This window comes from Telluribacter sp., assembly GCF_035998675.1.
Classification (GTDB): Bacteria; Bacteroidota; Bacteroidia; order Cytophagales; family Spirosomataceae; genus Telluribacter.
Window position 1 is genome coordinate 373,359 of sequence record NZ_DASYHI010000015.1, and the last position, 18,961, is coordinate 392,319.

The following is an 18,961-nucleotide window of genomic DNA, read 5'->3' on the forward strand; positions in this document are numbered from 1 at the left end:
GGAAATTACCTAAGGTACCTTTACAAGATAATTTGGGTTTTACTATTCGCACTAATAGTGGGTTAGAATTGTATCCGCCTGGGATACCAAATGTGAGCCCTTCTGAGGATCGCATTAACTTCTGATTTTTAAATAACTGTGCCAGCTTTTAGTTCACTTCTAAAATCATTCATCCGGGTACTCCAAACGCAAGAAGGCAGCTCATGTGAATGAGCTGCCTTCTTGTTATATAAGTTATGTCTACAAATCAGATTTCTTCCATATCCGTTTCTTCACTTTCCCGCTCCGCCTGAGCCATTTCTGTGAGCTTGGGCGCTCGTCCATCCTTGCGTTTATTTTTATATTTTTTCACCTGCATTTTTAACGCCTCCAGGGCCAGATCAGTCGCTTCTTCAAAGGTACTTCCCTGCTCTTTCACAAACATCCTACCACCGGGGACGTAAAGCTTCACTTCCAGGAGTTTTGTATGTACTTTAGCTTTTTCGTTTTTATCCAGTTTCAGAATCACTTCCCCACTCGTAATACGATCATAGAACGTATCCAGTTTATCCATTTTCTGCTGAATGAAAGATAAAAGTTTCTGATCAGCATCAAAGTGAACAGCACGCATCTGCAGTCTCATAAGCACTCAAAATTTAAGGTGAAACATTGATTACCACCGATTTGCCTCCGGTAGGTACGGCCGGGGATAAAATAGCGGTTCGGCCCTCCGGTACCCGGGTTGCCGAACCGCTACGCGCGCCGGGCCAACTGCCAGATGACGAAATCGGTAGAATAAATCTAACTAATAAACCGGGATAAGTCAAGGCCGAAAGGAGGCTTTTTTTACAAATCACCCCTCAGAGGCTGTCAGGCACTCTGAAAAAAATTTAAGCTTCTTCCAGTAAGGTGCGGAACTCCACGTACCGCTCTTTGTAGCGATCATGGTGCTGCTGCTGAAGCCGGGGCTGGTACACAGCCTGAAAGATATCATAATCGGCCATGGAACTGAAGTAGTACTGGCAGGTGTAGGTTGCCCCCCCGTTATCAAGTTCCATCAGCAGACGCAGCAGACGGTTTTCGACGGGTAGCCCGGTCGCCATTGCCTGGGGTATGTGGACGGTTTTCATCCACTTGAGCCACTCCTGCTCGGCTTCGTGAAGGATACTTATCGTGATGTTGTACAGAATCATGGTACTTGGTATTCAGAAGGAAAGTACCTCCCTGCTTACCCAACGGAGCGGCAACAAAATTTGTTTCATCGGGGTTGACTGAGGATATAAATAGCAGTAGGTTCCGTAATTTTCCTTTTATTTGTAAGTACAATCAACAACCACCATCCTTACAGTTATAACTCTGTTTTCTATGTATAACGGTCTTTTACACGCCCACTCCGGACTTCGCTACGTGGTTCTGGTCCTCCTGCTGGCCGCTATCGGCACTGCCTACTCCAAGTGGCAGAAGGCTGACACCGACGATAGCAAGATGTATTCTTTCGCCCTGATTGCTACCCATATCCAGCTACTGCTCGGGATAATTCTGTACGTCATAAGCCCTAAGGTGGAATTCGGAATGATGAGTGAGCGCCTCTACCGGTTCTTCACCGTAGAGCATTCGCTCATGATGCTGCTGGCAGTAGTGTTAATTACCGTAGGCAGGGTTCGCTCGCGCAAGACCGAGGGCCCCATTAAGCACCGTACCGTTCTGTACTTCTTCGCCATGGCCCTGATCATCATATTGGTGGCAATTCCCTGGCCCTTCCGCGACCTGGGAGCCGGCTGGTTCTGAAAAGACATCGTGAGTATTTAACCCCATGAAGCCACTTTTAGAGATAAAAGTGGCTCTTTTCTTTGTATGAAAAAATCAATTTCGGTACTGGCTCTGGGCGCGTGCACAGCTGTAAGCGCCTTGCTGTTAAATTTCACCAAACTCGCAGACTTGTCCAACGAGTGGCCGGAGTACCTGGGCGGGCCGGAGCGGACGCACTACTCTCCCCTCAAACAAATTACTCCTGACAACGTCCAGAACCTGCGGGTAGCCTGGGAGTACCATACCCGCGACACCTCCGGACAGATACAGTGCAACCCCATAGTGGTAGACGGCGTTTTGTACGCTACAACGGCTTCGGTGCAGGTATTCGCGCTGGACGCTGCCACGGGCCGGGAAAAGTGGCGCTTTGCCGACTCGCGCGACCCGCAGTGGTACAACACCAGCCGCGGCGTTACCTACTGGGCCGAGGGTGACGATAAGCGTATACTTTTTACAGCTGGCCCCTGGCTGTACGCACTGGACGCCCGCACCGGCCAGATGATCGGGTCGTTCGGGGAAGGCGGGCGCGTAAGCCTGCGCCTGGGACTGCCCGAAATAGCCCAGAACAAGTTTATCTGCTCCAATACGCCAGGTACTATATATAAAGATCTTATTGTCATGCCCGTGCGGCTGTCGGAAGGGCCGGATGCCGCACCGGGCCACGTACGGGCCTTTAACGTTAAAACCGGCAAGCTGGCCTGGACTTTCCGGACCATTCCGCACCCGGGTGAGCCGGGTTACGAAACCTGGGGCAAGGAAAACTGGAAAAATACCGATGTGGGTGCCGCCAACAACTGGGCCGGTATGGCCATTGACCGGGCGCGGGGCATTATATATGTACCTACCGGCTCGGCGGGTTATGACTTCTACGGTGGCAACCGCCCCGGCAAAAACCTGTACGCCAACTGCCTGCTGGCGCTGGATGCCGCTACCGGCAAGCACAAGTGGCACTACCAGGTCATCCACCACGATGTATGGGACCGCGACCTGCCTTCGGCTCCAACGCTGGTACAGATCAGGCGTAACAACAAAGTGATTGATGCCGTAGCCCAAATCACCAAGTCGGGCTTTGTGTTTGTATTTGACCGCGTTACGGGTGAATCGCTGTTCCCGATCAAGGAAGTACCCGTACCTACCAACGGCCTACCCGGTGAAAAACCGTGGGCAACGCAACCCGTACCCCAGAAGCCCGCCCCCTTTTCCCGCCAAACCATCGGCGACAACGACATCAGCCCCTTTGCCGAAAACCGGGAGGAACTGCTGGCCCGGCTCAAAAAAATACGGCATAAGAATCAGTTTGAGCTACCCAGCGAGCAAGGTACCCTCATATTCCCCGGCTTTGACGGTGGCGGTGAATGGGGCGGCCCGGCCTACGACACTGAAACGGGTATTCTCTACGTCAACTCCAACGAAATGGCCTGGGTGATGAAGATGGAGGAAGTACCCAAAGCCGATGCCCTGACCGGACTAACGCCTGGCCACAGGGTATATACTCTCAACTGCGCCAACTGCCACGGTCCCGAACTACAGGGCAATCCGGCCAGCGGGTACCCTTCGCTCAAAGGCATTAACGCCCGTCGCGATCAGGCTACGGCCCACGCTATTGTAAAGGGGGGCAAAGGCATGATGCCCGGTTTTTCTCACCTGAAAGAAGAGGAACGGCAGGTACTGATTGACTTTTTATTTGAGCAGGAAAAGAAGGAAGTAGGTGGTGCTCCGGTACACGCCAGCCAGTTTCCGCTCCCCTACAAAATGGACGGCTACAACAAGTTTCTGGACAAGAACGGCTATCCGGCCATCAGCCCGCCCTGGGGGCAGCTTAGTGCCATTAACCTCAACACCGGCGAGTACTTGTGGAAGGTAGTATTGGGTGAATTTAAAGAATTGACCGCAAAAGGAATACCGCAAACGGGTACCGAAAACTACGGCGGCCCCGTAGTGACAGCCGGGGGCGTATTGTTTATAGCCGCTACCAAAGACGGTATGTTCAGGGCCTTTGACAAAAAGACCGGTAAGGTACTTTACGAAACCAAACTACCCGCCGCGGGCTTTGCTACTCCGGCCGTGTACGAGGCCAATGGGAAGCAGTATATAGTTATTGCCTGCGGAGGTACCAAGCTGGGGACGCCTAAGGGCGAGAGTTACGTAGCCTTTGCGCTGCCATAGCCACTAAAAAGAGAATCCTTGTCGCACTGATCGGGATTCTCTTTTTTTCTTCGGCCTACTTATCGGCGCGGATGAATGGGATTGGTATAGTCTCCCTTGTGGGTAATGCTCGTGCCGGCCTCCCCCTGTCTTAACACTATATACTGGCAGTTATCAATAACGGTAATGTCGTATTGGCCAATATTCGAGTTGGCATTACGGAGCTTATTAGGTCCGGCGCAGGAAGCGACTAGTAGCGATACCCCTGCTAGTAGAAGTACGTAAAACGAATTAAGGAATTTTTTCATGACTTGGCTATTCAAATAGGCTTTCTGATACTACGGCCTAAGATACTTTTTCATTTAATTTGCTCATCGTCAAACAACAAAAAAGCCCCTCTGCTGACATGCATAGGGGCTTTTTTGTTATTGTCATTTTCCACTACCGGCGGTTATGGATAGGATTATTACAGTTCCCTTTGTGGGCCATGGCCACGCCCTCTTTATTCCGATAGCTCTCTACGACTATGTACTGGCAACCGTCTATGTTGGCCACATCGTACTTCCCGATGCTCGCGTTGCTATCGCGTAATACATTCCTGGAACAGGAAGAAAAAAATACTGTAGAGAGTACCATAAGCAGAAGTGTATAGAAATAGCGTTGTAATGTCTTCATAATTAAATAAGATTTAAAGTTAATAAACTGGTGGCTACAATTTATTAACCGTCTAATTCTAATTATGTTACCTTATTTTTACATATTCCTACCCCAAGTACTACTCCAGCACCAGGCCGAAATTACCCGAACAAATCACTCGACAGGTAGCGGTCGCCGCGGTCACAGATGATGAATACAATCAGGCCTTCTTCCAGCTCCTGCGCCAGCTGAATAGCCGCCCAGGCCGCACCTCCGCTACTGGTACCGGCAAAGATGCCCTCTTCCCGGGCCAGTCGCCGGGCCATAATCGTCGCGTCTTCCTGCGATACCTCTATTACCCGGTCTACGCGCTCGGCTTCAAATATTTTGGGAAGGTACTCCTGAGGCCATTTCCGGATGCCCGGAATGCTGGAGCCATCGGTTGGCTGGCAACCCACGATCTGTACGTTTTCGTTCTGTTCTTTCAGAAAGCGCGAAGTACCCATAATGGTACCCGTCGTACCCATAGCTGATACAAAGTGAGTGACGCGCTTGTTGGTCGCCTGCCATATCTCCGGTCCGGTAGTACGGTAGTGGGAGCGCCAGTTGTCGGGGTTGGCAAACTGGTTCAGCATCAGGAAGCCGCCCTCCTGCACTTTTTGCTCGGCGTAGTCGCGGGCACTCTCGATGGTTTCGGTGAGGGTAACGGTAGCGCCGAAAGCTTCCATGGTTAATATCCGCTCGCGGGTGGAGTTTTGGGGCATAACCAGCTCTATTTCTATATCGTACAGGCGGGCTATCATGGCCAGAGCTATGCCGGTATTGCCGCTGGTAGCTTCAATAAGCTTCATGCCCGGCTTTAATTCTCCCCGCTCAATAGCTCCGCTGATCATGCTATGGGCGGCGCGGTCTTTGACGCTGCCGCCGGGGTTGTTGCCTTCCAGCTTTCCAAAGATACGTACGTTGCGGTTGGGGTTGAGGTGAGTCAGTTCGACCAGGGGGGTGTTGCCTACTAAATCAAGGATTGTTGCCATTTTAGTTTAAGTACTACCTATGTACCGCTCCTACAGCGGACCGTCCGGTAATCAGGAGTTGGGGTTGTCGTTTTTACCTTTTACTTTTTCAATTAAATCCTCCCAGCCAAAATGCAGATTGATATCCCGTTGTGGGTAGGGTATTTCTATTTTTGCTTCCTGAAACCGCTCAAAAATCACAAATCGGATTTCGCTCTTAATGTATTCAATGCGCCACGCGCTGTACGACCAAAACAGCACCTCATACTGCAGGCCCGACTCCGCAAAATCCATGATACGCACGGTAGGCGGCGGATTCTGCGCTACCTCCTTATGCTCCTGGGCGCTGGACAGCAGTATCTTCTCTACCCGCCGGGGGTCGTTGCGGTAAGAAACATTTACCTCAATAATAAAGCGCGTCAGCGAGCGGTTGTGCGACCAGTTGATAATATTGTTATTGATTAACTTGGAATTCGGGACAATGATTCCGATGGCGTCGCGGGTTTCCAGCTTTGATGTACGCAACCCTACATCCGTGACGCGCCCCACCAGGCCATTGTCCAGTTCTACAATGTCACCCACATTGATACTTCCCTCAAAAAGCAGGATCAGGCCCGATACCAGATCATTGAATGTTTGCTGAAGTCCCAGGCCTACACCTACCAGTAAGGCCGCCGAACCAGCCAGCAGAATGGATATCTGCACGCCGGCCACTTCCAGCCCCAGCACAAATACAATGGTATAGATAAAGTACTTAACAAGCTGTATAACCGCCTCCTGCCGTCCCTGATCTACCTGATTACGACGAAAAAACCGACGCCGAAGTACCCCCGAAATAAGCCACACCAGCAGTCGTCCCGCTGAAATGAGGGCCAGGATGAGAAAAACATCAAAGACATTAATCTCGTACCTGTTGACCTTCAGAAGAGTAAATTCCAGAAATTGCCGCAGTTCGCGGGGAAGCCCCTGACTGATTTTCTCGGCCCCTTTGGCAATAGCCGGGGTATTGGCCTGCAGCAAAATATGCAGTGGTATCATAATGCTCTGGAATCTTCTGATTGTTCTTCAGAAATTTGCCCATAGCTATTTACAAACTATGGGCAAACCGGGAATCTGACTATAAAAACAAATTACTGAATTGCTGTAAAAAATTCTAGTGTTCCCAGCAGAAACTTGTCAATAGAAGTATCATGATCGCCACCCCGGATCGGGAACAAGGTAACGTTGGCGGCTCCGCGCTTTTTCATGGCGTTATAAGCATTCTCCGAATTAAAGAAAAATACCAGCCGGTCCGAGTCGCCGTGGTACAGGCGGGTAGGAGTAGCAGGCTTCCAGTCGTATACATTATTATCAGCCACCGCGTCCAGAAATTTCTTGTCGGTACCATCCGCCAGGCTCTTCCTGAACTCATCCGTGATTATTTCGTTCAGCGACACATTAATAGAAGCATCTTTCCCTCGTTGCTGAATTTGGGTGGCATAAGGCTCCTTAAAATAGTACGAGGCCGAACGATTTAGACCGTACACGCGGTCGTAGGTGAGCAGTACCCACAGGTACAACGAGTTACGGCTAGCCTCACCACTCGTCCGGTTATTGACCAGGTACTTCATAAAAGAAGTTTTATCATACGCTCCCGCTCCTGCGCTGGAGGCCCGCAGATTAAACTCCCCAGCGGCTTCCTGCTCCAGTTTCTGCTGCAGGGCCATGGTAGCATACCCTCCTTCCGAGTAGCCGGTAATGTACAGGCGGTCGTCCCACTTTACGTCCTTCTGTTCTTTCAGAAACTCCTTGGCCGCCCGCAGCATATCCAGCGAAGCCGACGCCAGGCTTTCCCGGTGCTCATAGGGGTGTGGAACGTCTTTGGAAGCACCATAACCAATGTAGTCAGGGTAAACAATTATATAGCCCAGAGCGCTGAAAAGCGATCCGGCCACGTAAGCTTCCGTTCCGGGACTAAAATTAGAGGGTGCCTCCGACTCGCTCCGTATGGTACCATGTTGTACACTGATCATGGGAGCGGGTTGTGTAATAGCAGGAAGTACAATGGCTCCCGAAGCGGTTATTTCAGCACCGTCAGTATTCTTGGTTTTGTAGGTAATCCGGTGGACTTTTACGCCGTTGCGCACCAAACCGGCCAGCAAGGGGCTCAAAGCCGCCAGTTGATTACTGAGTTGCTCTTTGGTTAACTCGGTAAGAAGTTTACTTTCTACTAAATATTTATTCTGCGGCTCGGTACTGGAATTGTCGCGGTCGCAGGAAGGTAAAAGCAGCAGACCCCACAATACCAAACCCCACATTTTTGCCAGAGGTAGTGCCTTGGGTAGTTTTTTCATGAAAATACAGCTAAAAGAGTTAGTTCTCGTAACCTATAACGCAGGCCACCCTTTTTTCGTTTACTTCCACTTTCCTTCTATTTCTTCCAGGCTCAGGCCTTTTGTTTCGGGTACCAGGTACCTGGTAAAAAGGAGTCCGAGCAGTACTACGGCCATATAAATAAAGAAGATACCCCCGTTGAGCCCCAGGGCGGTTGCCTGCATAAGCGGAAACGTAAAACCTACCCAGAAATCAAAAAACCAGTGGTTGAAACTACCCATACTGGTCGCGAAGCCCCGGATACGCAAAGGATATACTTCCGCAATCAGCAGCCAACCCATGGGCCCCAGGCTTATAGCAAAAAAGAAAATATAGACGTAAACCCCGCCCACCAGCAGGGTCTGCTGCAGATCACTGCTGAGCGACTCCCGGAAAAGAAACGCGCAACCGACCGTGGCCAGGGCCACGGCCGTACCCAGTAGCCCCGTATAAAGTAATGGCTTACGTCCCAGGCGATCCAGAAAAAATACGGCTAACAGCGTAGACAACGCATTGACCAGACCTACCCCTACCGTAGCCAGGGTAGCGTTGCGGGTAGAGTCGAAGGCCGAATTAAAAATATCTGTGGAGTAGTAGATAATGGCGTTAATACCGGAAAACTGCTGGATGGCAAAGATACCGATACCAATAAACAAAGGAATGCGGAGCCGACGGCTGAACAATTCTTTCCAGTCGGCCCGGCTCAGGCGCTCCCGCTCAATAAGCTCAATGGTTTGCTGGTACTCAGTGCGGGCGTTGGCTTCGCCCCGCAGCCTGATTAGTACGGCCATGGCCTCCTCACCCCTTCCCTTGTTAATGAGCCAGCGGGGGCTTTCGGGTACCAGCAGCATACCAACCAGCAGAATGGCCGCTGGTATAAAACCCGCCCAGAACATGGTACGCCAGCCGTCGGCCAGTTCGCCGAAAAGAAAACCTACTACGTAAGAAAGCAGAATACCCAGCGTAATGGCCAGTTGAAAGAAAGTTACCATCTGCCCGCGCTTATTAGCCGGGGCGATTTCGGCAATGTACAGGGGAATGGTAGCCGCCACAATACCAATAGCCAGACCCAGCAGCAGTCGTCCCAGAATCAGGATAGCTACCGAAGGCGCTACGGCCGTCAGGATAGACCCCAATACGAATACAATAGCGGCAATAATGTTGATTTTCTTCCGTCCCAGCAGGTCTGTCAGCGGACCGCTGATAAAGGGTCCTATCATACCTCCCACCAGTACCGCACTCACTATCCAGCCCACCGTACTCGGGGAGTCCTCTAACTGAAAATACGCTTTGAGCGAAGGCAACGCCACGTTGATTACTCCCGTATCGTACCCGAACAGGAGCCCTCCCGTAGCTGCCACCGCAGCAATGACATAAACCAGAAGATTGGTGGAAGTAGAAGTTGTTGACATAAAGCTGTGACGGGATTGAAGTAGGTTAAGGTCTACATTTTACAAATAAAATGAAAAAAGTCCGCCGGATGCGTATCGGGCGGACTTTATACCAACAAAAATAAAGTACTTAAATCTGGTCCATGTACCAGTGTATTATCCGGGCGGAGGCATCCGGTCTTTCTACCATACCCATGTGTCCCGCCTCAGCCAGAATCATCGGGTAGCTCTTTTTGGGGTAGCTTACCATTTCCATACTACGCTCAAAGGGAATGATATCATCCTGCATTCCAATGATGAATAGAACCGGGAAAGGCATTCTGGCCAGTACTTCCGTCCCCTCCGTCCGCTCCCGCATGGCTTCCACACCAGCTACCAGCGCCTCCGTTGGTAGCTTTCCGTAGCGTACAATATGTTCCTGCACCCTTTCCGGATAGAGTTCCTTGTACCGCTGTCCGTACATATTGGCGCCGGTATGCCTTAAGAAAGACTGAGCCCCCTGCGTGCGGAGTAATTCAACGATCTTCTCCCGCTGTTCCTTTTTGGAATCATCATCGGCAAAGGCGATGGAATGAAACAAGCCGAAGCCTTCCAGCATAGCCGGGTACTTTTCAGCGAACTTAAGGGCTATGTACCCCCCCATCGAATGGCCCACCAGGGTACATCTCGTAACCCCGGCGGTAGAAAGCAGCCGGTGCAGTTCGTCCGCGTAGGCCTCCATACTATGGCAGGAAGAAAGCAGCGATAGATTGGGTCGGATAACGGTACAGCATTCATTCAATAGTGCATCCAAATCATCCCAGATAGCATCGTCCACCCCGTGTCCGTGCAGGAGTACGAGGGTCTGTCTATATAATTTCATGGTTCCTATTGTTTGTTGACTGATATAACTAATCTCTTTTCAAAAAATAAACCCGTCGGTATTCTTTCGTCTTTATAACCTGATTGGTAGTGGTTGTTAAAAACCAGAATGCGCATAATTCTGGTTGAACCATGCGCATTCGGTTGGGTAAAGTACTCCTTATTGCTATAAAATAGAAGCTTTTTGGTTACTACTTCATTTTTGCGACCTCCTCGTCTCTCAAGGCACGGCGCAGGATTTTACCCACATTGGTCTTGGGAAGTTCATCCCTGAACTCAATATGCTTGGGGCATTTATAGGCCGTCAGGTTTTCGCGACAATAACTCTTGATGGTTTCAAGGGACAGCTCCGGGTCTTTTTTTACAACGAATACCTTTACCGCTTCGGTGGTTTTCTCGTCGGGTACTCCCACGCAGGCTACCTCAAGTACCCCCGGGCACTGCGCCATCACGTCTTCTATCTCATTGGGATACACGTTGAAGCCTGAAACCAGAATCATGTCCTTCTTCCGATCCACAATTTTAAAGAAGCCGTCGGCATCCTGAATGCCAATATCACCGGTTTTGAACCACCTTCCGCTTTCGTCTTCGTGCATAACAGCGGCGGTTTCTTTGGAGCGGTTGTAGTAGCCGGGCATAACCTGCGGCCCCTGCGCGCATATTTCACCGGACTCTCCTATATCGGCCCAGGTACCATCTTCCCGCAGGATGCGCATTTGGGTGCTGGGCCAGGGTACTCCAATGGTACCTACCCGATTCTCTCCCAGAAGCGGGTTCGACGACAGTACCGGCGAAGTCTCCGAAAGACCGTACCCTTCGGCGGGCAGACAGCCCGTGGCCTGACGCCAGCGCTCCGCCACTACCTTCTGCAGGGCCATTCCTCCGGCTGAGGTTACTTTTAGTTTAGAAAAATCTATTTCCCCGAAGCGCGGGTGATTCAGCAAGCCGTTATACAGGGTATTTACTCCGGTAAACATCGTAACCTGGTACTTTTTCAGGTCATTAATGAAGGCATTCATATCCCGCGGATTGGTGATCAGCAGGTTCAAACCTCCGAACTTAAGCGCCGATAAGGCATTGACAGTAAGCGCGTACACGTGGTACAGCGGCAGGGCCGCTACCATAATATGCCCCGGCTGGTCTTTTAATACAGGTTTGGACCACTCGTTATTAGCCTCTACGTTGGCAATCAGGTTGCGGTGCGTAAGCATGGCTCCTTTCGATACCCCCGTAGTACCGCCGGTATATTGAATAAAAGCCATGTCCTGACCCGAAACCTGCGGACGCGTATAGGTACCACTGGCTCCTTTGGCCAGGGCATCGTTGAAAGCTACGGCAGTGGGCAGGTTGTAGGCAGGTACCATCTTCTTAACGTACTTCACCACGGCGTTTACAACCAGTTTTTTGGGGAATCCCAACAGGTCGCCGATTTGGGTAACGATTACGTGCTCAATGCCGGTTTCGGGAAGTACCTTCTCGAGGTGACTACCAAAATTAGCCAGAATAACGATGGCCCGCGCACCCGAATCCTTGAACTGGTGCAGCATTTCGCGCGGGGTATACAGTGGGTTGGTATTGACTACGGTAAGGCCCGCCCGCAGGGCTCCGAACATGGCAACGGGGTACTGAAGCAGGTTCGGCATCTGAATGGCAATCCGGTCGCCTTTCTGGAGGCCCAGGCCCTGAAGATAAGCGGCGAAATCGCGCGAAAGCTTGTCTACTTCAGCAAAAGTTATCTCCTTACCCATATTGGAGTAAGCCGGCTGATCCGCAAACTTCGTAAAGCCTTCCTCCAACATCTCTATCAGAGAAGGATACGCGTCCGGATTTATCTCGTAAGGTACCCCTTGGGGATAGTACTTCAACCAGGGATACGTTTCAGAGGTTAGGTTTGACATAGGTATGTGCTGCTAGAATAGTTATGGATTTTCTTTGATAACGAAAAATGATGCTTCAAGTTAAAAAAATATTGGATATATACCATTTCTGAAACTCAAATTTCTGTTTTCAGCCTGTTATGGCACCTGCATCCCCTCGCCCAGCCGCAGTACCCGGTAATGTACCTGGTAGCGCTCCGCCTCCTGTACAAACTGCCCGGGTTCTTCAGTATTGAATGAAAACAGGTGATAATGGTGCGGTACCACGCAGCCAGCCCCAATTTCCCGACCCAGACGGGCGGCCTCTTCGGCACTGAGATTGCCCGCTACGCGCCGCTCGGGCCGGTTGCCGTTGATGGGCAGAAAAGCCACATCGACAGCAAAAGGTGCCAGCAGGTCCTCCAGGCCCTCGTACCAGAGGGTATCACCGCTATGGTACACGCGGTAGGGACCAAATTCTACCACGTACCCCATAAACCGGCACTGCCCCAGCAGGTCGCGCTCCAGTTCGTTGTGCGCGGCGGGAATACCATAAAAACGGAAGCCCGCCACATCCTTGACAAAGGTATCATTCATGCCCGTGGGAAAGTCCTTCCGGCACCCGACCCGCTCCTCAACAAAAGACCGGTTGGCCTCGGGTATAACAAAGGCAATACCCGGATTAACGGCCAGGATGGGCTGTAAGGTGTCGGCATCGAGGTGGTCGGTGTGGTTATGGCTGCTGGTGACCACATCCAGGAAGTTCAGTCGGGCGGGATCTATAACCAGCTCGCTCATCCGTACGTGGGGTTTGTCGGTAGCCGCGTACTTTTTGCTTAGGGAGTCCGACAGGTAGGGGTCAAACAGCAGGTGGCGGCCCCGGTACTGCAGCAGAAAACCGCTTTGCCCCAGCCACCACAGCCGGAAGCCTTCCTCCCTGGTTTTAGTACTCTGTATAGTGGCCAGTAGGGCGTCGTCTTTCTGGAAAGCCGGAATCAGGGTCATACGTAGCTTTAGGAGATAGTTTTTATTTAATGAAATCTTCTTTCTTGAGCTCCCAGCGCCACACCAGGCCGTCGTCAGGGTCTTCTAACTCACCGGTACGTACAAAGCCCAGTTTTTTCAGAATACGGGTAGAGGGGCCTTCGCCGGGTAGCGTGTGGGCTATCACTTTCTTGACCTCCCCGTGCGCAAAGGCGTGGTCAATCAGGCCCTGAGCCGCCTCCGTAGCCAGCCCCCGCTCCCGATGGGAAGGCCGTATCTCATAGCCAATCTCGACGATTCCGTCGGCGTCGGGCTCGCCCTTGTAGCCGCACGAACCTATCAGCATTCTATCCGGCAGGTGTACAATCAGGTGGGTCCACCAGTCGCGCAGGGGAGGATGCGCCTTCCACCGGTGAAACGAGGGGGTAAATACGTCGCGGTAGCCCGTCCATTTTTTAGGTACATTGACGCCCAGCACACGCGCTAAAACGTTATTACCCATCCGGATGGCTTCAAACAGGGTATCGTCACAGGGGATCAGGTGCAGGTGGGGAGTTTCTATCATTTTTGTATGCGGGTAGTTATTCCTGGTCAATATAAAAAAAATCCCCGTGCTACCGGAAGAGTACTTCCTTCAGCACGGGGAGACAAGGCTTCGTCTTCGTTTTTATTTAGGTACCTTCCTGATCAAAACGGTCGGTGATAGCCTTGCGGATTGCCTGGTGGGGGCGCATACCGGTGCTACGGGTACGGGGTACCGCGCGGTCGGTAGCATTGGACTTGGCCCTTAGCGCCAGGTTAGAAACGGTCAGGTGGCTGTTGCGCCACTGTTCATATTCTTCCTCCGTCATAATATCACGCACTACTTCCCCGCGCAGGTAGCCATCGCTGTACGAATGGATACGGCTATCGGTAAAGGCCAGCTTGCGATCTTCCTCCAGCCGCTCAATTTCGACCCGCAGATGCTGCTCTTCGTTTTTCAGCTCGTCCAGCGTAGGCAGGGTAGTCAGGTCATTTTCCATAATGTTTTTCTGAACCATCTGTTGCGCCCGAATTTTCTCCTGAGCCGCCAGTTCTTTCAGTATCCGCTTCCGGCGACGCTTCAGCTTCCACAGATGCGGGTCTATCTGGAGCCAGCGGTACCAGAAGCCCTGCAGAATGGGCAAAGCCATTCCCAGCGACACCGCACCCGCTATCGCAAACAGTACTCCACTCAGCACAAAGGAAAGTAAAGCCCAGGGGCTGTTAACCAGGTCGAGGTTAAGGTTATCAGAATTCCGCAGAGCCTGCTCAATTTTGTTGGTCAGCTCAGGGCTGTTGATGGGAGCACCCGTGAGCGGGTCTACCGCATTCAGTTGTAAATTCTTAACTGACTTATTGATGGCCTCCTTGAGCTTGTCGGTTCGGTAGGCTTCGTAGCGGAACCAGCCCAGTACCAGCAAGGTACCTATGGCAAATACCGCCAGTACCACCTTAAAGGTTCCATAGCGTTTTTTGGCCCGGGGGGAATCGTCGGTATGGTAAGGTCCTTCGATCAGACGGTCGTACGCGGGCTTCAGCAGAATGGACACCATCGCCAGACCAATGGCAAACGCCCAGGCTTCGGTAGAGTTCCGGATATTAAGGGCATAGGCTACAATCTCGTGCGAGATAATAAGGTCACCCAGAATAAATGAAATACCGGCCGCCAGAAATATGATACCGGCCAGCAGGGAATAATCGTTAGCGGCCTTCTCCCGTTTTTCACGCAGGGTCTGGCTGCGCTGGTCGGTAGTAGCTAGGGTATCTTCCAGTTCTTTTACCCGGCGGGATGACTGATTGAGCCCCATAAGTTGTTCCTGCATACGGTCAAAGGCGGCCTTACGCTGGGCAAGTGTATCCTGCTTGCGGCTCTCTATCTTTCCTAACTCGGTCCTTTTTTCTTCCAGACGCTCCGTTACCCACTCATGGCTCACCTTGCTCGACAGGTAGGCTTCGTATACCTGCCGGTCTACTCCCTCAATACCGCTCGTGTAGCCGTGCTGATAGTCGGGATGTTGATTGGGATGTTGATCCTCCATTGGTGCTCTTTTATGTTAATTTCTTACTAACATTTTCTAATCAATAGTAATTCCGGCAGGGGTAGGTACCTAACAGACAAGCCCTCCCACTACCGGCTACTGCCCGCGTATTTCGCGGAGCTGTCGCTCACTCAGGCGGCCTTTCATGCGGCGCGCCAGGGAGAATTCGCTTTCGAATAATTTTATGAGCATGTCGCGACGGGCGTACAGGCGGTCACATTCGGTTTCGGCTTCACCCTGCTGCTTAAGTACCTGCCACTTCTGTACGCGTAGCTCGTCTATTTCCCCGCGAAGCTGCTTGATCTCTTCCTCCCAGGAATCGGTATGACCGTTTGCCTCGCGCTGTTCACGCTGCCTGCCCAGCCACACCCGCAGGTCCTGACGCAGTACCGTAATGTTGCTAAGAAACAGCTTACCGGCAAACAGAAACAGGAAGAAAACAAAGACAAAAAGAGATACCGCCTGCCACCAGACCTGGTGCTGCCAGGCCTGAGCCAGCACGAACAGGGCCGCCGCAAAGGGCATCCCTACTTCTTCCAGCAGTCGTCGCCGCGTCACGCTGGAGTCGGCATCATGAAACAGGGAAATACCCCCAAAAAGGTTAAACATCCCCGCCAGAAACACGCCAAGGGCAATGAATGAACTGGTAGCGAAGTTGGGACGCAGGGTTTCTTCAATTAGGTAATAGTTGCCTACGCACATCGCTATTGATAGCGCCAGCCCTACCAGCGTACGGGGCAGGTTATGTTCGCCGTCCGGCCGGTTTTCTTCCAGTTGTTTAAGTTTGCCGGTAAGCTCTTCGATCCGGTTTTCTTTCTGCCCGATAAACAGGTTCAGTTCCTGCACCCGCTCGTTCTGCTGCTCAATGGCCCGTTCGTGGTCAGCTGCCAAATGGGCGAAGTAATTGTGAATAATATCGGTTTTTTCGGTAGGCTCCGACTCCGACAGTCCAAACAATACCCCCTCATCGCGAAGCGTGTCTTCGTCTTCAAGCCAGTAGGGAATATCTATTTTCGGTGTTTCAATCGGTTGAAGGCTGAGCTCCGGCTGAGGCGCGGCAGGTACTGCCTCTGCCCTAACCGGTTGCAGGGGTGCCGGTTGTTCGGGAGCCTCTACTGCTCCCCTTCCAGTTGCTACGGGCGCCTGCGGCGCCGGACTGGGCTCGGCCTCGTCGTCGTAGTAATCGAGGTCACCGGGCTTTGACGCTCTGAAAAGTTTTGTGATACGCTCCAAAATAGTAGCCATAAAAATATAGTAGTACTGTGTATAACTGAATTAATACCTAACAAACCGCGTATATTACCTTGACTTGTAATGGCTTATGAAGCAACGCAAACCAAAGGCAATAATCACTGTGCGATTATCTTCCAAAACAGCGAAAGAAACAAAAATATTGTGATGGCCGGTCACTATTTGCCGCTGCGTCAGCTGACGGCAAACATTTTCTGGAGGGCTAACCAAAGGCGTTTTTTCAGATTTTTATCTTCTTCAATAACAACCAGAGGGTCAGCCAGTAAAAACCAGATTCCCTCTACCTGTTTGGGGGTGTAGGGCGGTAGCAGCAGATCGAGCTGTAGCTTGATGAGCGGTACCCCAAAGGTGATGAAATGATTGGTTAGCTTACCGGCCAGTACAGAGCGGGCGTCGGCGGTGGGTAAATAACTCAGGTTGATAATATCAGCTTCATCGGCCGAGTGCCCCACGGCTTTCAGAATTTTATCCAGCAGAATGGCTTCCGAAGCGATCAGTTCCGGCTGTTTTGGTTCATCTACCAGTACCAGTACCCGGTGCCTGAGGGCCGGGAATGGCACTGCCGGAGGTGGAGTAGCCGGGGGGCTTTGCTGTGCAATAACAGGGGGAGTATCCACTCCGGGAGTATCCACTCCGGGAGCACCCACTCCGGGAGTATCCACTCGGGGAGCATCCACTCGGGGAGCATCTACCGGAGAATTATCTATCTGGACGGCAGGTGGTGAGATAGCCGCGGGTGCCTCTTTGGGCGCGGCAGGTACTTGCAGCGCGCTAAGCTCCTCCTCTACCCTGAACAGGGTATCGTACTGAAAAAGTGTTTGATAGAAAGCGGGAGTATTACTCATTACTTCAGTTTAAGAGGATACCACTCAATCCCATGTAGCGGTGCCCGGCGCGCACTGCCCGAGGCGGTCGGCGAGGGAGCGTAGTACTTTTCAAGGTAGTCAAGTACTACCTTCTCCGATTCGCCCAGATCCCACAGATTATGATTGGCCTGCATCCAGCGTATTTTTTGCTGCCAGCCGTCGCGGGTAAAGCGGTTTTGGGTAATCAGTTTGGACGAATGACAGCTGGTACACTGCGCCTTCACCATCATCAGGCTTTCGTCCAGTACCAGGCCGGTATCCGGATCTTTCTTTGAAGTATCAGCCTTCATAACGACAGCTTTAGGTACCTGCGCAGACGCGCGCCCCTCTCCATCCTGCCGAAAAGCACTCAGCAGGAACAGGGCAAGCGACAGCCCGGTTATCAGGACAATTCCCTGTTGTTTTATTTTTTTCATCCTACTTTTACGGCTATACGCTGGCAGGCGTTGTTCAGGTACCCTCCCGGATTCCAGGCCGGTACAAGCATCGGCTGGGTTACTCCCTTATCATCGGTAGCGCGAGCCCATACTTCGTAGTACCCCCTAGTCGGGAACTGCACGTCGGCCGACCAGTGCTGCCAGGCCAGCCGGTTTACCGGGGCTTCCAGCTTACAAGTTTGCCAGGTTGCGCCGTAATCAACAGACAGCTGCACGGTTTTTACCTGCTGGTCGCCCGCCCAGGCGTGCCCCCGCACGGGCAGCTTTTTACCCGCTTCGATCATAGCCCCCGACTTCGGGAATGTAATCATCGATTTGACCGGCATGGCTTCTATGATTTTAAAATTTTCGTCGGTTGCGTCCAGTTTTTCTCCCGGTTGAATGGGGAAACGCGGTACGCGGTAGCTGGTGCCCTCCATTTTGGCACCGTCGTGTACTTTGTTTCGCACGGCGATGGTATGCAGCCATTTACCCGATACTGAAGCCGGCCAGCCTCCAATGACCAGCCGCAACGGGTACCCATGAAACTCCGGAAGGGGCTGTCCGTTAACCGCCCAGGCTACCAGCGTTTCGTTTTCCAGCGCTTTACGGATAGGTACTCCCCGCGATATCGCTGATTTATTAGGGTCGCGGCTGGGGTGCAGGTCTTTACTGTAGTACCCGATGTACACCGCATCGTCTTTTATACCTACATCCGCCAGAATATCCTTCAGCCGTACGCCCGTCCATTCGGCGCAATGTACGGCCCCATCCCCCCACTGGTTGCCCGAAGCAGTAGGCACAAAGCCAGCACGGCCGTTGCCACCGCATTCCAGCGTCAGCTGGTAGGTATAGGGTTTAAAACGCTTCTTCAGCTCGTCAATCGTATAACTTTTTGCTTTTTTAACCGACTCTCCGTTAATAGTAAGCGTCCAGTTAGCAGCATCCACCCGCTCAGGTACCAGTCCGTTGTTCCGGATAAACATCTTGCTGACGGGCGTTACTTTATCGTCCAGCAGGTGTACCGGCGTTTCTACGTTCCAGGGCCGCTCGCTCAGTACAATCATGTCGGCGTGTTTACCTTTCAGCGCATCTTTCTCATCAAAAATCAGAGGCAGGTACCCTTTAGGAAGCTTGTCGGCAAACACAATCTCAGTACCTAAGGCGGCAGTCATAGCAGCCAGGGTACTCTTTTTCAAAAAACCACGTCGATTGAAGTAGGAATTAGAAGACACCACAGGGAATTTTTAGAATGGTTACTACCCAAAGTTAGGAATAATTACTATTTGAGAAACGTAAATCTATCCGGAAACCTTGCCTTTAGCTTCCTGGTATTCGCTGG

Annotated in this window: 19 protein-coding genes; 2 read left to right on the top strand and 17 right to left on the bottom strand. The window is 51.8% G+C overall.

Annotation, left to right across the window (positions count from 1 at the left end; translation table 11 throughout):
* Nucleotides 1-247 precede the first annotated feature (247 nt).
* Nucleotides 248-622 carry a ribosome hibernation-promoting factor, HPF/YfiA family gene (hpf, locus tag VGN67_RS09290; protein ID WP_327486532.1) on the bottom strand — a complete coding sequence of 125 codons (375 nt, stop codon included), beginning with the start codon at nt 620-622 and terminating at the stop codon, nt 248-250.
* A gap of 247 nt (nt 623-869) precedes the next feature.
* Nucleotides 870-1,172 carry a DUF4286 family protein gene (locus VGN67_RS09295; protein ID WP_327486533.1) on the bottom strand — a complete coding sequence of 101 codons (303 nt, stop codon included), beginning with the start codon at nt 1,170-1,172 and terminating at the stop codon, nt 870-872.
* 172 nt (nt 1,173-1,344) lie between these two features.
* On the opposite strand from VGN67_RS09295, the gene VGN67_RS09300 reads away from it, so the two are divergent.
* Both VGN67_RS09300 and VGN67_RS09305 read left to right on the top strand, forming a co-directional pair.
* Nucleotides 1,345-1,767: a cytochrome B gene (locus tag VGN67_RS09300; RefSeq protein ID WP_327486534.1), complete on the top strand. Its 423-nt coding sequence runs from the start codon at nt 1,345-1,347 to the stop codon at nt 1,765-1,767.
* A gap of 66 nt (nt 1,768-1,833) precedes the next feature.
* Nucleotides 1,834-3,954 carry a PQQ-binding-like beta-propeller repeat protein gene (locus VGN67_RS09305; protein WP_327486535.1) on the top strand — a complete coding sequence of 707 codons (2,121 nt, stop codon included), beginning with the start codon at nt 1,834-1,836 and terminating at the stop codon, nt 3,952-3,954.
* A gap of 59 nt (nt 3,955-4,013) precedes the next feature.
* Here the strand turns inward: VGN67_RS09305 and VGN67_RS09310 are convergent, their stop codons facing one another.
* The 15 genes from VGN67_RS09310 to VGN67_RS09380 form a co-directional block, all read right to left on the bottom strand.
* Nucleotides 4,014-4,241 (bottom strand): hypothetical protein, encoded by a 228-nt coding sequence (locus tag VGN67_RS09310; RefSeq protein WP_327486536.1) that lies wholly within the window; start codon nt 4,239-4,241, stop codon nt 4,014-4,016.
* 133 nt (nt 4,242-4,374) lie between these two features.
* Nucleotides 4,375-4,608 carry a hypothetical protein gene (locus VGN67_RS09315; RefSeq protein ID WP_327486537.1) on the bottom strand — a complete coding sequence of 78 codons (234 nt, stop codon included), beginning with the start codon at nt 4,606-4,608 and terminating at the stop codon, nt 4,375-4,377.
* Nucleotides 4,609-4,730: 122 nt separating this feature from the next.
* Nucleotides 4,731-5,603 carry a cysteine synthase CysM gene (gene cysM, locus VGN67_RS09320; RefSeq protein ID WP_327486538.1) on the bottom strand — a complete coding sequence of 291 codons (873 nt, stop codon included), beginning with the start codon at nt 5,601-5,603 and terminating at the stop codon, nt 4,731-4,733.
* A 51-nt stretch (nt 5,604-5,654) separates the two neighbouring features.
* Complete coding sequence (locus tag VGN67_RS09325) at nt 5,655-6,620, bottom strand: mechanosensitive ion channel family protein (protein WP_327486539.1); 966 nt, start codon at nt 6,618-6,620, stop codon at nt 5,655-5,657.
* Nucleotides 6,621-6,712: 92 nt separating this feature from the next.
* On the bottom strand, nt 6,713-7,915 hold the full coding sequence (locus VGN67_RS09330; RefSeq protein ID WP_327486541.1) for an alpha/beta hydrolase family protein: 1,203 nt from the start codon (nt 7,913-7,915) through the stop codon (nt 6,713-6,715).
* Between the two features lie 60 nt (nt 7,916-7,975).
* Nucleotides 7,976-9,346 (bottom strand): sugar porter family MFS transporter, encoded by a 1,371-nt coding sequence (locus VGN67_RS09335; RefSeq protein ID WP_327486542.1) that lies wholly within the window; start codon nt 9,344-9,346, stop codon nt 7,976-7,978.
* 109 nt (nt 9,347-9,455) lie between these two features.
* Nucleotides 9,456-10,187, bottom strand: coding sequence for an alpha/beta hydrolase (locus VGN67_RS09340; protein WP_327486543.1), 732 nt, complete (start codon nt 10,185-10,187; stop codon nt 9,456-9,458).
* Nucleotides 10,188-10,377: 190 nt separating this feature from the next.
* A complete protein-coding gene (locus VGN67_RS09345; protein WP_327486544.1) occupies nt 10,378-12,084 on the bottom strand; it encodes an AMP-binding protein in 1,707 nt (568 codons plus the stop codon).
* Nucleotides 12,085-12,201: 117 nt separating this feature from the next.
* The gene (locus VGN67_RS09350) at nt 12,202-13,047 is read right to left on the bottom strand and encodes an MBL fold metallo-hydrolase (RefSeq protein ID WP_327486545.1); all 846 of its coding nucleotides are present in this window, start codon (nt 13,045-13,047) and stop codon (nt 12,202-12,204) included.
* 22 nt (nt 13,048-13,069) lie between these two features.
* The gene (locus VGN67_RS09355; protein ID WP_327486546.1) at nt 13,070-13,591 is read right to left on the bottom strand and encodes a GNAT family N-acetyltransferase; all 522 of its coding nucleotides are present in this window, start codon (nt 13,589-13,591) and stop codon (nt 13,070-13,072) included.
* A 106-nt stretch (nt 13,592-13,697) separates the two neighbouring features.
* Nucleotides 13,698-15,086 carry a hypothetical protein gene (locus VGN67_RS09360; protein WP_327486547.1) on the bottom strand — a complete coding sequence of 463 codons (1,389 nt, stop codon included), beginning with the start codon at nt 15,084-15,086 and terminating at the stop codon, nt 13,698-13,700.
* A 96-nt stretch (nt 15,087-15,182) separates the two neighbouring features.
* Nucleotides 15,183-16,331 (bottom strand): hypothetical protein, encoded by a 1,149-nt coding sequence (locus tag VGN67_RS09365; RefSeq protein ID WP_327486548.1) that lies wholly within the window; start codon nt 16,329-16,331, stop codon nt 15,183-15,185.
* 179 nt (nt 16,332-16,510) lie between these two features.
* A complete protein-coding gene (locus VGN67_RS09370) occupies nt 16,511-17,182 on the bottom strand; it encodes a hypothetical protein (protein ID WP_327486549.1) in 672 nt (223 codons plus the stop codon).
* On the bottom strand, nt 17,182-17,619 hold the full coding sequence (locus tag VGN67_RS09375) for a hypothetical protein (protein WP_327486550.1): 438 nt from the start codon (nt 17,617-17,619) through the stop codon (nt 17,182-17,184). Before VGN67_RS09375 ends, VGN67_RS09370 begins: the two co-directional genes overlap by 1 nt.
* Nucleotides 17,616-18,857 carry a sulfite oxidase gene (locus tag VGN67_RS09380; RefSeq protein ID WP_414717301.1) on the bottom strand — a complete coding sequence of 414 codons (1,242 nt, stop codon included), beginning with the start codon at nt 18,855-18,857 and terminating at the stop codon, nt 17,616-17,618. The genes VGN67_RS09375 and VGN67_RS09380 overlap by 4 nt, the downstream gene beginning before the upstream one ends.
* Nucleotides 18,858-18,961: the final 104 nt, after the last annotated feature.